Origin of the sequence: Klebsiella sp. CN_Kp088 (assembly GCF_040064335.1) — a bacterium.
Classification (GTDB): Bacteria; Pseudomonadota; Gammaproteobacteria; order Enterobacterales; family Enterobacteriaceae; genus Klebsiella; species Klebsiella aerogenes.
The window spans coordinates 193,650-208,776 of sequence record NZ_JBEAIQ010000024.1 but is presented as its reverse complement, the minus strand read 5'-3'; the positions used below and the strand labels follow the sequence as shown (position 1 = coordinate 208,776).

Here is a 15,127-nt window from a genome sequence, read left to right as displayed (position 1 = left end):
CGGCGACTGTAAACCGTCAGAACTCGGCAAAGTGCAGACCGACGCCCGCAGCCTGCTGTCAAAGATTGTGCTGCACGATATGTATGCCGCCGCCTTTGATGCCGGGGCGCCGCTGAGCGTACCCGAGGAGGTATTGCCCGGCGGCGCCAAAGGTAAAAAATATCGGGTAATGCAAGGGGATGTCGCAGATCAATTCAAAATCTCCGCCCAGGCCATCACCCTGTTTAACGCCTGCAGCAGGCGGCGGCGCCCGCGGAAAGCAAAGGGCCGCGAGAAGTGCCGTTTATCGATAAGGATCGTCTGGATCGTGCGGCGTGGGGCTATGACTTTATCCATACCGGTATCGTGGCGCTGCTGGATATTATTCCCACCACGCAAACCAGCGGGTAAAAATAATTATTGATATTAATGTCGGCGATATATTAGTACAGGTGTGAACGGATATTAAAATACAGCTGAAGATATTTGTATCGACCAATTTTATTTGACCGCTACAAATATCATTATCAGTTATATATGGAGGTTCATATATTAGCATAAATACAAGCATTTAATTACGCCATTTATTAATAAGTCATCACTTTATATTTGTAAGGACACATCAATGATAAAACATATCCGTATTTTGCCCGGCGGACTGATGGTGCTGGCCGCCGTTTTGCTCTGCCTGCTGACGGCCTGTCGCGACCACAGTCGCGACGGCATGAGCGGCGCTGACATAAATGTCTATAACCACGGCCCGGATGACATTGTTTCGGTGCAGGTAAACGGTTACGGGGGCCCCAGGGCTAATCCCTACGGCGGCGGCGGCGGCTTCTGTTGCGTGATGGTGCCAGATGTCTGGCGGCCGGGACTGACGGCAAAAATCACCTGGACTTCCGATCCTAATGCCTGGATGAAATCGAGTGAGATGCCGGACGACTATGAAACTCACTATCAGAAACATGGGCCGATTACTGTCCCTATCGAACGTTGGGAGAAGGGGCAGGCCTGCGGATTTGATGTGCATATTTTCCCCTGCGATAAAGTGCGGATAGTGCGTTCCTGCATCCCGCCGGGACAGCCGGGATATCCGGTTCCCCAGTCGCCGCCAGACTGGAAGCAAAGAGCTCAGAAAATACTTATCCAACATATCAAGGAGGAAGTTGTATGTCCGACGCCGCAGACTCCACGTTAAGTGCCCTGAAGGCGCTTATTGCCGCCTTCCAGACCGGCGCCACCCCGGTCGCTGTCAAAACGTCCACCGCAGAAGCGGCCAGTTTACCGCCACACTTTCCCGGGCCGGATGATAAAAAGGGGAAAGCGCCAGCGGATGACTCCACGCAGCAGAAAACCGAATACAACGAGCGCGGCCGCCTGCCGGCGAGCAGAACGCTGACCGAAGGCAACTACGCCAGGCAGTACCTGGAGGGATATGTCGGGGAGTCCGATCATCAATCGGACAAAAAAACGGAACCGGGCTGCCCCGCCAGCCTGCATATCAGCCTGTTCTTTGACGGTACCTGCTGTAATGAAGAAGGGGCTGATGAGATATACGGCTCGCGCAATCCGCCGCTGACCAATATTGGCCGCCTCTACCATGCGGCAAACTGGAAAGAGCAGGATGAAACTGCGGAAAACGACGGCTACTTCAGTTACTACTTCCCCGGCTGTGGGGCGCGCTTTCCGGAGATTGGCGAAGAGCACTACTCGCTGGACGGCGAGCTGTTTGCCAACGGCGGTGAGGATCGTATCAATCAGGCGCTGCTTAAAACCTACAGCAGCATTTGTTATGCGGTGAAAAAGGAAAGGATAGAAGACAATGAGCTGACCAGATATCGGCAAAGTATGGCCACCGTCTGGCCCTTCTCGCGGCTGACCCAGAAGTTCAACCGTAAAAGCGCGCTTGACAAATTCTGCGACGACCATCTGGGGTGCGTGGTCAACCAGTGGCCGCGGCAGCCGACGCGGCTGCATATCCAACGCTCGCAGCGGCGCATCGCCAAAATCAAGCTGTTCGTCTACGGCTACTGCCGGGGGGCCGCCACCGCCCGCGCCTTCGCCCGCGGGCTGGAGTCGCTGCTCGATGACGCTAAAATGCCGCTCGATGCGACAAATATGCTGCCGGCGGGGGCGGTGGTTCCGGGCGGGCCAACCCTGCTGGGCATCCCTATCAGTATCGAGTTTATGGGGTTGCTGGATACGGTCTCCGCGGTTGGCGTGCCGCATATTCTGCCGTCGGCCACCGGGCATCTGGGCTGGGCGGCCAACAGCCTGCGGCTGCCGACCACCAAAGGTTTCTTAAAAAGCTGCCACCACTTTGTCGCCGGCCACGAGCAGCACGGCGACCTGCCGCTGGACTCCATCCGCGGTCCGGACGGCAAATACCCGGCCGGGGCGGTGGAGGTGGTCTATCCCGGAATGCATGCCGATGTTGGCGGCGACTGTAAACCCACGGAACTCGGCAAAGTGCAGACCGATGCCGCCAGCCTGCTGTCAAAGATTGTGCTGCACGATATGTATGCCGCCGCCTTTGATGCCGGGGCGCCGCTGAGCGTGCCTGAGGAGGTGTTGCCCGGAGGGGCTAAAAATAAGGCCTACCGGATAATGACGAATGCCGTTATAAAACAATTCAAAATCTCCGCCCAGGCGATCGCCCTGTTTAACGCCTGGCAGCAGGCCGGGGCGCAGCAGGCGGGGGCGAAGAGCGAAACGCCGGCCGTCAACGAGGCGGAGGTGGTGGCCATCGCCGTGGCCCAGGGCCGGGATCCGGTCGCCGCGCTGAAGGCGGCTCACGACAAGGCGGATGGCGATAAGGCGAAAGCCGCGGCCGCCGCCGCGAAGCCGCCGGAGAACGGCCCGCTGGGCAAACTGCCGGATCCGGTGTATGTGCCGCTGAAGGCCAAAGCGCTGGAGGTGATGCTGGCGGACCAGCTGAGCTGGATCACCGCCTGGCGCACCGAGCGCTTTGCCAGCCCGCAATACGCCGATAAGTATTATCAGCGCAAACCTTTTTATCAGCAGGCGCTGAATGAATCGTCCGGCGCGCTGGCGTCGGCGGCGGCGCCCGCGGAAAGCGAAGGGCCGCGTGAAGTGCCGTGTATCGATAAGGATCGGCTGGACCGCGCGGCGTGGGGCTATGACTTTGCCCATACCGGTATCGTGGCGCTGCTGGCTCAGGTGCTGCTGGATGTGATCCCCACCACGCAGACCAACCAGCTTGGCGGTCCGCTGGTGGCGGCGCAGGAGTCGGAATATATCCAGATCAAGAAAAGCGGCGATGCCCGGCGGGCGGCGCTGATGGGCTCGCCGACGATGCTGGATTTTTACGATAACTACGTGCATGACACGCTGGCCAAATATAATCACGACCCGCTGCACTCCTCGTTTTCGCACGGTTATTTTGCGTCGCGGACGATTTACGATAACGATGACGATACGTGGGATTCGGTGAAACAATTTGGCCAGCGGGTAAAAGCGATTATAGATATTAATGTTGGCGATATATTAGTGCAGGCGCGAACGGATATGAAAGATCTGAATACGGTATCGGGCGTGTTGGGTAAAATATATCGCGATATAAAAAGCGAGGCTTTTAAAATACTGCTGCCTTAATTCGTTATCGCCATATTCATTATATCCGCTAAGTATCCTTAATAACGCTATACGGGCGTGATGATGCACGCCCGTGGCTAAGGGAATCATCAATTTTATGTTCAAGGAAAAAAATGCCGCGGTAATGACCGTAGCGGCTACCGCGACCCTGTGTCTTGCCGTCTGGACAATTGTGGTCCTGCTGAGCGGTCTGGGATGGTGGAACTGGCACGCCAACCGCACGCTGCAGTGGACGGCGATCCGCGAGATAGTGACCGTCTGTGGCCTGATCTGGGCGTATGGTCTCTGTCTCTGGATACTGGGCTTTATTGCTTTCCACCTGTTTATCAGGCAAAAAGCCGATGGGCAACAGCGTCAGACGCGGACTTTTATTAGCCAGCAGACAAAACCGGCGCAGCCGTTTGCGTCCTTAAAGCACTTTCTCCGTCGCCGCTACGGCCGATTGTGGCGCAATAAGGTCCGCCTGCTGTGGGTCGCTGGCGAGGCGGCGCAGATTGCCGCCATCGCTCCAGGCCTTGCGCAACAGCAATGGCTGGAGGGCCGCGGTACGGTGCTAATTCACGGCGGTAGCCTGTCGGCGACTGTGGATAACGAGCGGCTCAGCGCCCTGCGTCGGCTGCGCGGCCGCCGGCCGCTGGATGGTATCGTGCTGGCGCTGGACAATGCTCAGGCCACCGCCGCGACCCTGGACGGGTATTTGCGTACGCTGGAGCAGGTTGCGCAGGTCCTGTGCTACCAGCCGCCGGTCTATCTGTGGCAACTCCACGACAGCGACTGGCCGCAGGATACGCGCATTACCCAGACCCTGGGGGCGTTGTTCCCGCCGCGGGCCGTCCCGCAGGATGTTGAACGGCAGCTTCGCGCCATTCTGCCCGCCATGCTGGCGCAGGGGACCCAGCAGTTGTGCGCTGATTCGTCCCACGATTACCTGCTGCGTGTCGCTAAATGGCTGAAGGAGGGCGGTATCAGCGGCTGGAAGACGCTACTGACGCCGTGTCTTACCGGGCATCTGCAACAGATCCCGCTCCGCGGTCTGCTGTTCAGCCCCTCGTTAAAGGCGGAAGAAGCGGTGGACAATGGGCTCTATCCCCACCGTTGGCCGGCCCCGGCCGTCTGGCAGGGGATCATCGCAGACTGCGGCCGCGCGCGCGGCGTGCCGGTGGGGGTGGCGTGGCGCCGCTCCCTCGGCGTCGGCCTGCTGGCGCTGATTGCTCTGTGGGCGGCGGGAAGCCTGCTCTCTTTTATCGTCAACCGCCAGCAAATTGTCAGCGCCACCCAGCGGGTACAGCTGCTGCGGCAGCCCGTCGTTAACGACCAGCAGCTGATCGATTTGCAGGTGCTGCGCAACGATATCGGCCGTCTACAGAATCAGTTCGCCAACGGCACGCCCTGGTATCAGCGCTTTGGTCTTAATCATAATGCGCCGCTTTCTGCCGCGCTGCTGCCGTGGTATGGGCGGGCTAACCAGCGTCTGATCCGCGACGCCGCGGCGCAGGCGCTGACCCGGCAACTGACGGTGTTGGTCAACCTGCCGCCGCGCAGCCCGCAGCGGGCGCAGCTGGCGAAAGCGGGTTATGACCAGTTAAAGGCCTATCTGATGATGGCGCGTCCGGACAAAGCCGATGCGGCGTTTTACCGCCAGGCAATGACGGCCGCGCAGCAGACGCGTCAGGGAGTCGCCCCGGCGCTATGGCAGAGCATCGCCCCCGATTTATGGGGCTTCTATATGGACAACTTGCCGTCGCAGCCGACGTGGAGAATCACCCCGGACGCCGCGCTGGTGACGCAAGCGCGTCAGGTGCTGCTGGCGCAAATCGGGCGGCGCAACGCCGAAAGCACGCTTTACGAGAACATGCTGCTGCAGGTGCGCCGTAACTATGCCGACATGACGCTGGAAGACATGACGCCGCAGACCAATGCCAGCCGGTTGTTTACCACGGAAGAGGTGGTGCCGGGGATGTTTACCCGTCAGGCGTGGGAGGGCGGCGTGCGCGAGGCGATCGATAAGGCGGTGGCGACCAGGCGCGATGAGATCGACTGGGTGCTGAGCGATAGCCGCCAGACCGTCAGCGGCGACGTCTCCCCGGAGGCGTTGAAACAGCGGCTGACCGATCGTTATTTCACCGATTTCGCCGGGGCGTGGTTGGGTTTTCTCAATAGCATCCGCTTGAATCCGGCGCGCAATATTGCCGATGTGACCGATCAGCTGACGTTGGCGGGCGACGTTCGTCAGTCGCCGCTGATTGCGTTGATGAATACCCTTGCCTGGCAGGGGCAGACCGGGCAGCAGCGTGAGGGCGTGGCGGATTCGCTGGTGAAATCGGCAAAAAATCTACTCGATAAGGATAAGCAGCCGTTTATCGACCAGCAGGCCGGCGGCGCGCGCGGCCCGCTGGAGAGTACCTTTGGGCCGCTGCTGGCGCTGATGGGCAAAAATCCCTCTCAAAGCGTGGTCGCCGCAGACAGCACCCTCAGTTTACAGACCTGGCTGACGCGCCTGACCCGCGTACGCCTGCGGCTCCAGCAGGTGGCAAACGCCCCCGACCCGCAGGCGATGATGCAGCAGCTGGCGCAGACCGTGTTCCAGGGTAAAAGCGTCGACCTGACCGACACCCAGGAGTACGGCAGCCTGGTGGCGGCCAGCCTCGGCGAAGAGTGGAGCGGTTTCGGCCAGACCATGTTCGTCCAGCCGCTGACGCAGGCCTGGGAAACGGTGCTGCAGCCATCGGCTGCCAGCCTGAACGAGGCGTGGCAGCGTTCTGTGGTCGCTAACTGGCATTCGGCTTTCGACGGCCGCTATCCGTTTGCCGCGGGCAAAAACGATGTCTCGCTACCGATGCTGGCGGCATTCATCCGCCGCGATAGCGGGCGGATCGACCAGTTTCTCGCACGACAGTTGGGCGGAGTGCTCAACCGGGAGGGTAGCCGCTGGGTGGCCGATAGCGCGCACAGTCAGGGGCTGACTTTCAATCCGGCCTTCCTGAAGGCGATTAATCAACTGAGTTCCTTGTCCGACATCCTGTTTACCGACGGCAGTCAGGGAATGGGGTTTGAACTACAGGGGGTGGCGACGCCGGGCATTGTTGAAACGCAACTCACCCTCGACGGCCAGAATCTGCACTACTTTAACCAGCTTGCCGAATGGAAAAGTTTCCGCTGGCCGGGGACTATCAACAAACCCGGCGCGATGCTGAGCTGGAGCTCAGTGGCGGCGGGCGCTCGGCTATTGGCGAACGACAGCGGCCCGTGGGGCACGCTGCGTATGCTGGAGAGAATGAAGCGCCAGCAGATCGGCGATGGGCTGTTTCGCCTGACGGTCAATACGCCGGATAACCGGCAACTGCAGTGGCTGCTGCGTACCGAACTCGGCGATGGCCCGCTGGCGTTGCTGAAACTGCGAAACTTCACGTTGCCGACACAGATTTTCATTGTGGAGGCCTCCCGTGCGGAACCGTTTGCCGACGGTGACGTAGAGGAATAAGGGCCGACATTCACGCTGCAAGCGCTGCTTTACAAGCAGCGAGTTTTTCAATTCTGACATCTGAGATATTCCATGGACGATTTAACTCTGCGTTATTTTGACGCTGAAATGCGCTATCTGCGTGAGGCTGGCGAGGAGTTTGCCCGCGCCCATCCCGATCGCGCCGCGGCGTTAAACCTCGATAAAGCCGGCGCCCGCGATCCCTATGTTGAGCGGCTGTTCGAAGGTTTTGCTTTCCTGATGGGGCGGCTGCGCGAAAAGCTCGACGACGACCTGCCGGAGCTGACCGGCGGGCTGGTGAGTATGATTTGGCCGCATTATCTCCGTACCATTCCGTCGCTGGCGATGGTGGAGTTCAGCGTCGACTGGCGGGAGATGAAAGAGCCGCAGCGGCTGAAGAAGGGAACGGAAGTGATCTCCCGGCCCATCGGCGAGACGGGCACCCGCTGCCGTTACACCACGACCCAGCCGCTAACCTTACAGCCGCTCGCGCTCTCCCGCGCCAGCGTCAGGGCGCAGGCCGACGGCCGCCAGGCGATTTGTCTGCGTTTTGACTGTAGCGCGCTGGTGGACTGGCGGGCGCTAGACCTGAGCCGTATTCCGTTGTATCTGAATGCCGATGCGCCATTGGCCTGCGCGCTGCATGAAGCGCTGACCCTGAATGTGGCGCACATCGGCATACGTCTGGCGGGGGAGGCTGATAGCAGGCCGCTGGCGGCCCATTTTGCCGTCTGCGGGTTTGGCAGCGATGAGGCGCTGCTGCCTCAAAGCGGCGGGTTCAGCGGCTACCAGTTGCTGCTGGAGTATTTCAGCTTTCGTGAAAAGTTTATGTCGGTCGCGCTGTGCGGGCTGGAGAATATGACGTTTCCTGATGCGCCGGGATGGTTTGAGATCGAGGTCGTGCTGGATAAACCGTGGCCGCAGGAATACGCGTTGTCAGAGAAACATCTGCGCTTACACTGCAGCCCGGTTATTAACCTGTTTCCGCTGGAGTCGGACCCGCTGCATCTGGATTCACTACAAAGTGAGTATCTGCTGCGCCCCATGCGCGTCCAGGATGGACACACCGAAATCTATTCGGTGGAGTCCGTCACCTCTTCACGTCTTTCCGGCACCCAGGCGTATGTGCCGTTTACCAGTTTTCGCCACAAAGGCGGCATGTTGCGCCATGATGCGCCGGAATATTATTACCACACGCGCGTTAAACGTGGCCCGTCCGGGCTGCATGATACCTGGCTGACGCTGGGCGGCGAGGCGTTTGACCAGCATCGCGTGCCGCAGAATGAAACCCTGTCATTGAGCCTGATCGGCACCAACGGCCAGCTGCCGCGGCGGGCGCTGCAAAGCACGCTGCTGGACACGGTGGTCAAATCCACGACGTCGCGGCTCCAGGTGCGCAATCTCAGCGCGCCGACGTTGCCGTGTTATCCACCGGATCGCGACCGTTTTCACTGGCGGGTGCTGAGCCATCTCGGCAGCAGCTTCCTGTGGATGATGGATAACGCCGAGGTGTTGCGCGGCGCGCTGGCGTTGTACGACTGGACGGACAACGAAATGAACCGCCGTCGCCTGCAGGCGATCGTCGACGTGAGCCACTGTGAGGTGGAACGTTTTGCCGAGGGGCACTTTCTACGCGGCGTGCAGATAGAGGTGACGCTCGACGGTAACGGCTTCGCCGGGCACGGCGACATCTGCCTGTTTGGCGAGATGCTCAACCGCTTCTTTGCCCTGTATACCGACATCCATCTGTTTAATCGTCTGATTCTGATACTGCAACCTACCGGAGAGCGTCTCGAATGGCAGGAGAACCACAAACGCCGCATTCCCGGCTGAGCCCGCGGCTGGAGCGGGATATTCAGCGCATCAACTTTTATCGCTTCTGCCAGCTACTGGAAAAATCGCGACCCGGCGCACCGGCATTAGGCAGCACGCTAAACCCGGCGGATGATCCGGTACGCTTTCGCCCGCATCCGGGGATGGGTTTTCCGGTCAGCGAACTCAAAGCGGTGGAGTATGATGAGGCGCATCCCGACGCGCCGCCGACGCTGCGCACCACCTTTATGGGGCTATACGGTGTCGATTCGCCGTTGCCCACCGCCTGGCTGGATGATATTGCGCAGCAAAGAGAAGGGCATGAGGCGCAGGAAGCATTTCTCGATATTTTTAACCACCGCATTCTGAGCCAGTTTTATCGCATCTGGCGCAAATACTCGTATCCGGCAACCTTTGAAGACGGCGGTCGCGACCGTACTTCACAGAGCCTGCTGGGGCTGATCGGGCTTGGCATTCCCGGCACCGCTCAGCATATTGCCGCGCCGGTATCTCGCTTTCTGGCATTACTCAGCGTGATGCGCCTGCCCGCGCGTACCGAAGAGGGGATTCAGGCGCTGGTACGATTGTTGGCGCCCCATACGCGGGCGGAAGCGTCGCCGCACTGCCCACGGACGGTGTACCCGGCGCAGCCGCTGGGTTTTTACGGCGATAACGATTTCCTGCTTGATGGCTACACGGTGCTGGGCGATGAAACGACCGAGATTGCCAGCCAGTTGCTGATCGCGCTGTACACCGATGATATCGCCGAGGCCGCAGGCTGGATGCCGGAAGGGCAAATCTATGCGGACTTTCTGGTTCTGCTGCGGGTTTATCTCGGCTGGCGCTATAAGGCCAAAATCACCTTAACGCTTCCCACGCCGCTGTTGCCCGCGCCGGTACTCGGCGAAACGCCGTTTATGCTCGGCATCAGCGGCGTTCTGGGCATGGAGGGGGACGCGATTCCGCCGGATTTACCGGCCACGTTTACCACGGAACTGGGCGGCTACCGCGGCATGCCGCTTGCATCATTATCACAAGGAAACCAACGTGTTGCATATCACTTCGCTTAAACTATCCGCACTGATTCTTCTGCCGTTCATGCTGGCGGGTTGCGGGCTAACACAGAAAATCAGCGACGGCGCTTCGTCCGCCGTAAAGTCAGTATTTTATCGCCAGGTGAAAACGCTGCGTCTGGATTTTAGCGCGCGCAATGCGTTAAACACCGATAACCGTGAGGATAACAGCGCCTCCCAGCCGGTGATGGTGCGGGTCTATGTGCTGAAGGATCGCAAGACTTTCGATAAGACGGTTTACCAGCAGCTGGCGGCGGAGGGGGAGGAGATATTAAAAGACGACCAACTGGCCAGCCGCAGCCTGGTGCTCAAACCGGGAACGGAGATGAGTCTCACCATGCCGCTGGATGAACAGGCGCAGTATGTTGCCGTGGTGGCGCTGTTCCGGGCGCCGGATCTGACGAAAAACGACTGGAAGCTGGTGCTTGCCCGTGAGGATCTTGACCCGGACCGCGCGCGCGTCATTGAGGCCAGCCATCATCAACTTGTTCTGCAACCGCGGAAGGAGAAGTGAGAAACGCGCTGCGCAATTTTATATTCCATAAATAACCTCACGGACGCCATGATGGCCAAACCTGATTTTATTTAAGGTTTGGCCTGTCGGGGAATCATTTAACCGTGGGCAGATCGCTATATCGGGTGGTGTATCGCGGGGAGAGCATTTCCCGCTTCATCTGCCACGGTTGCTGGATACCCTGGCCGGCGAAGTAAAGCGTCCCACGTCCGTCCTCAGCATTCAGGCGGTCCAGCACCTCCATCAGTTTTTGGCTATTTTTTCGCGGCGCATTTTCGTCAAACAGATTAAGTTGCGCGACGCCCTGGCTATAAAAATCGCCCAGCATCACCCCGGCTTTCTGGTACCGACAGCCACTTTGCCAGATGGCATCCAGACAACGCGTCGCGGCGGCGATAATATCTCTGCTGTCCTGCGTTGGGGTAAGCAGGGTGACCGAGGCATTATTGGCGTAATACCGTTCATCAGGCGCGAAGGGCGACGTTTTTACAAAGACAGAGATAAACCGGCAGTATTGATGTTCCTGACGAAGTTTCTCTGCAGCCCGGGAAGCGTAACTACAGATGGCCTGGCGCATTTCTTCGTACTCGGTGATGCGATGGCCGAACGAACGGGAACAGATAATCTCTTGCTTTACCGGGGCAAACTCTTCCAGCTCGAGACAGGGCTCGCCGCGTAATTCACGGACGGTTCTTTCCAGTACGACATTAAAGTGTTTCCTGATGAAGCGGATATCCGTGTCAGCCAGCTGCAATACCGTCCGGATCCCCATCGTTTCAAGCCTCTTCGCTATGCGTCGACCCACTCCCCAAACCTCTTCCACCGGTAGCGCCGCCATCAATTTTCTTTGCCGCTCCGCATTCGACAGGTCAACCACGCCTCCTGTCTGCTGTTGCCAGCGTTTTGCCGCATGATTCGCCAGTTTAGCCAGCGTTTTTGTCTGGGCTATTCCGACGCCCACCGTCAGGTGTGTGCGTTGCCGCACCGTGGCTCTGAGCTCATGTCCAAATTCGGTAAGAACGCGGCAGTTACGCACGCCGGTAAGATCGCAAAAAACTTCATCAATGGAGTATTTTTCACAGCGAGGCGACATCTCTTCAAGCGTCGTCATTACCCGGTTGGACATATCGGCGTAGAGTTCATAGTTGCTACTGAAGCAAACCACGCCATGATGTCTGAAGATATCTTTTTGTTTAAAGTACGGTTCACCCATTTTCACAAACGGTTTGGCTTCCGCAGAACGTGAAATCACACACCCGTCATTATTGGACAAAACAACCACCGGGCGGCCGCGTAAGTCCGGGCGAAAGACGGTTTCACAGGAAGCATAGAACGAGTTCACATCACACAGGGCAAACACGATCAGCCCGCCGATTTCACGATATAGGTCACCACGCCAAAAATTTCCAGACACTCTTCACTGCCTGGCATAATCGGCTGGTAGGCGGGATTATCAGGTTTGAGCATGACAACAGGATGTAACTGGAGGCGCTTAACCGTGAATTCTCCATCCACTGCGGCAATAACGATGCTGCCATGGACGGCCTTGCGGGAGCTATCCACCACCAGTAAATCACCATCGCCAATGCCAGCGCCAATCATTGAGTCACCGCTTGATTTCACAAAGTAGGTGGCGCCTGGATGCTGAATCAGCAGTTCATTCAGGTCGATACGCCGTTCAACATAATCCTGCGCGGGGCTAGGAAAACCGCAGGGAACAAGATCGCTGAACAGGGGGAGTGCCACGATCTGGCGTAGTTCGGTTAGTGTGAAAAACTGCATGATGATCACCGATTATCTTTACTGTATGTATATACAGTATTGTAGATCGATGGCAGAGATCAAGAGGGTCGTACCTTATCAAAACCTGCGCCAGCGCCCGGCAGGCGGGGGTTTTATGTCTGAAGCCGATTGATAAACAATAGATTATCTCATCGCTAATATTAGCGACTGCGCCGTTTAGCGGGCGAAAATAGCGCGACGATTTTATGTAAAAACAATCTGAATATGACTGAGGTAAAGGATCTGATATTAACGAGACAGGGGATGTCTGAGCGATTAACGACCAGGGATTGCTCACCGGCCGACCGTATGCAAGAGCAGGCCGGTGAGCAAATGGCTGTGATGGCAGTTCGCAGCCGCGGTTATTTTAAAGCGTCCGGGCCGGTTTAAACATATTTCTTCGCGCCAGGAGACTATTTTCAGACTTACCTCATTACCGTTTCTAATAAGTCAAACCAGTAATTAACGCCTGTTAAGAAAGCTCCACTACTAATAATGACGGTATAAAGATGAACAAAAGCACAGAGTTGAATAATTAAGAGTATTCCTGGGTGAAATCTCGGGCAGAGAGATGACTTCTGATAAATATTCAGGATAATTTATTAATCTTAAGGAATTAGCCCCGCGGCTGCCTGCACCATAAAGGAATCCATATGGTTAATCGGATATCGATCCTGTCATCTGTCGACAGCTCCTCGTTATTATTCTGGAAATTCAGCGGGCAGGAGAAACTGTCCGAACCTTTCCACTTTCAGGTCGATTTACTCAGCCAGGATTTTGCTATCGACCGTCAGGCCATGCTCGGCAAAAACATGACGGTGGCGGTTCCCGGCCAATGGGGACAGGAGCGTTATCTTTCCGGCAAAATCACCGCCGTTACCGTACGCGCCGAAGATCTTGGCGAGACGCGCTACGCCGTCTATCAGACCACGCTGGAACCCGATTTCTGGCCGATGATGCGCGACCGTAACTTCCGTATTTTCCAGCAGCAGCAGGTGCCGGATATCGTGGCCAAACTGTTTAGCGAGCATAACGTTAAGTTTGAGGACAAACTTACGCGTAGCTACCGGCAGTGGGATTATTGTGTGCAGTATGCGGAAAGCAGCTTCCATTTCATCAGCCGTTTGCTGGAGCTGGAAGGTATTAGCTATCTGTTCCGCCACGATAAAGACGGCCATACCCTGGTGCTGATGGATGACTATCAGCAGGCTGAATCCTTCCCCGGTTATGAAACTATTCCCTGGCATGCACAACCGGGCGGCGGCGCGGTCGGCGAAGAGGGCATTAGCCAGCTGATGGCGAGCCACGTCGTCACGCCGGGGCTTTACAGCACCGATGACTATGATTTTCGCAAGCCCCACGCCTGGATGCTGCAAACGCTGCAGAATCCGGTCTCGCCGACGCCGGGCAAAATCGACGTTTACGACTGGCCGGGGCGCTTTATGGAGCACGGCGACGGCGAAGCCTACGCCCGTATTCGTCAGCAGTCCTGGCAGGCCGAACAGCAGCAAACGCAGGGTATCGCCACCGCGACCGGTATCGTCCCGGGACACACGTTTACCCTGACGCATGCGCCTAACATGGCTGATAACGCTAAATGGCTGGTGGTGGGCGCCCGCTATGATTTTGAAGAGAATCAGTATGCCTCCGGCGGCGGAAATACCGCGCAGCACCGCATCGCATTCACCGTTATTCCCGCCGCGACGCCATTTGTCCCCGCGTCAAGGACCGACTGGCCGCGCACCTACGGGCCGCAAACCGCCCGCGTGGTAGGGCCGAAAGGAGAATCGATCTGGACCGATAAATATGGCCGGATTAAGGTGAAATTCCACTGGGACCGCGAAAGCCAGGGCGATGAAAATAGCTCCTGTTGGGTGCGCGTTTCCAGCGCCTGGGCCGGCCAGGGTTACGGCGGGGTGCAGATCCCACGCGTCGGTGATGAAGTGGTGGTGGACTTTATTAACGGTGAGCCGGACCGGCCGATTGTCATTGGCCGCGTCTATAACGAAGCCAGTATGCCGCCGTGGGCGCTACCGGCGGCAGCCACGCAAATGGGCTTTATGAGCCGCTCAAAGGATGGTTCGCCGGACAACGCCAACGCCCTGCGTTTTGAAGATAAACCCGGCGAAGAGCAGCTCTGGCTGCACGCCGAGCGCAACATGGATACTGAAGTCGAAAACGACGAGACCCATGATGTCGGCAATAACCGCACCAAAACCGTCGGCAAAGACGAAACCAGCCATATCAAACAGAACCGCACCCGCACGGTGGATGGCAATGAAAGCGTTACCGTCGGCAAAGATCGCAGCAAAACCATCAATGGTAATGAAACCACCACCGTTGAGCAGAACCGTACCGAAAGCGTGAAGGGGAATGAGACCCTAAGCGTTGAGCAGAACCGCGATGAAACCATCAGCGGCAACCATACCACCACGGTGAAAAGCGACCATACCGCGACCGTCGAAGGCAAGCAGTCACTGACGGTCGTACAGGATCGCACCCGTCAGGTGCAGGGTAACGAAAGCGTCAGCGTCCAGCAGAACCGTAACGTGCAGGTCACCGGCAACCAGACGCTGGGAGTGACCGGCAATCACGATATTTCCGTGACCGGTAAGCAAACGCAGACCATCACCAGTAAGCAAGAGGTGACGATCGGCGCCGGGCGTACCCTGAGCATCACCGGCGGTGATACCCGTTTTACGCAAGGGAGCGTAACCGACAGCGCTACCGATACCGTACATATCAACGTGGGCGAAAGCGGCATTCTGATAAGTAACGGTAGCGTGGAAATTACCGCTGGCGGGTCGACGATCACCATTAACGCCGCTGGTGTGATGGTGAATGGTAAGAAGATTGAGCTCAATGCCTGAC

General features: G+C 57.8%; 10 protein-coding genes. 8 read left to right on the top strand and 2 right to left on the bottom strand.

From position 1 onward, the window contains the following. The 7 genes from ABLV08_RS15385 to tssJ form a co-directional block, all read left to right on the top strand. On the top strand, positions 1-403 hold a 403-nt coding region (locus ABLV08_RS15385; protein WP_348856009.1), incomplete at its 5' end, for a hypothetical protein. Positions 404-604: 201 nt separating this feature from the next. Further along, positions 605-1,177, top strand: a complete 573-nt coding sequence (locus tag ABLV08_RS15380) for a DUF3304 domain-containing protein (protein ID WP_015705813.1) — start codon at positions 605-607, stop codon at positions 1,175-1,177. Further along, positions 1,150-3,594, top strand: coding sequence for a DUF2235 domain-containing protein (locus ABLV08_RS15375; protein ID WP_348856008.1), 2,445 nt, complete (start codon positions 1,150-1,152; stop codon positions 3,592-3,594). Before ABLV08_RS15380 ends, ABLV08_RS15375 begins: the two co-directional genes overlap by 28 nt. A 97-nt stretch (positions 3,595-3,691) precedes the next feature. After that, positions 3,692-7,075, top strand: coding sequence for an ImcF-related family protein (locus ABLV08_RS15370; RefSeq protein ID WP_348856007.1), 3,384 nt, complete (start codon positions 3,692-3,694; stop codon positions 7,073-7,075). Positions 7,076-7,147: 72 nt separating this feature from the next. After that, complete coding sequence (gene tssF, locus ABLV08_RS15365) at positions 7,148-8,908, top strand: type VI secretion system baseplate subunit TssF (protein WP_196338408.1); 1,761 nt, start codon at positions 7,148-7,150, stop codon at positions 8,906-8,908. Next, a complete protein-coding gene (gene tssG / locus ABLV08_RS15360) occupies positions 8,872-9,957 on the top strand; it encodes a type VI secretion system baseplate subunit TssG (RefSeq protein ID WP_047057960.1) in 1,086 nt (361 codons plus the stop codon). The genes tssF and tssG overlap by 37 nt, the downstream gene beginning before the upstream one ends. Continuing rightward, on the top strand, positions 9,935-10,474 hold the full coding sequence (tssJ, locus tag ABLV08_RS15355) for a type VI secretion system lipoprotein TssJ (RefSeq protein WP_032714761.1): 540 nt from the start codon (positions 9,935-9,937) through the stop codon (positions 10,472-10,474). Before tssG ends, tssJ begins: the two co-directional genes overlap by 23 nt. Positions 10,475-10,568: 94 nt before the next feature. Here tssJ and ABLV08_RS15350 read toward each other — a convergent pair whose 3' ends face one another. Beyond that, positions 10,569-11,834: a Y-family DNA polymerase gene (locus tag ABLV08_RS15350; RefSeq protein WP_015366112.1), complete on the bottom strand. Its 1,266-nt coding sequence runs from the start codon at positions 11,832-11,834 to the stop codon at positions 10,569-10,571. 2 nt (positions 11,835-11,836) lie between these two features. Beyond that, positions 11,837-12,256 carry a translesion error-prone DNA polymerase V autoproteolytic subunit gene (locus ABLV08_RS15345; RefSeq protein WP_015705808.1) on the bottom strand — a complete coding sequence of 140 codons (420 nt, stop codon included), beginning with the start codon at positions 12,254-12,256 and terminating at the stop codon, positions 11,837-11,839. A gap of 653 nt (positions 12,257-12,909) precedes the next feature. On the opposite strand from ABLV08_RS15345, the gene tssI reads away from it, so the two are divergent. Continuing rightward, a complete protein-coding gene (gene tssI / locus ABLV08_RS15340; RefSeq protein WP_196338409.1) occupies positions 12,910-15,126 on the top strand; it encodes a type VI secretion system tip protein TssI/VgrG in 2,217 nt (738 codons plus the stop codon). Position 15,127: the final 1 nt, after the last annotated feature.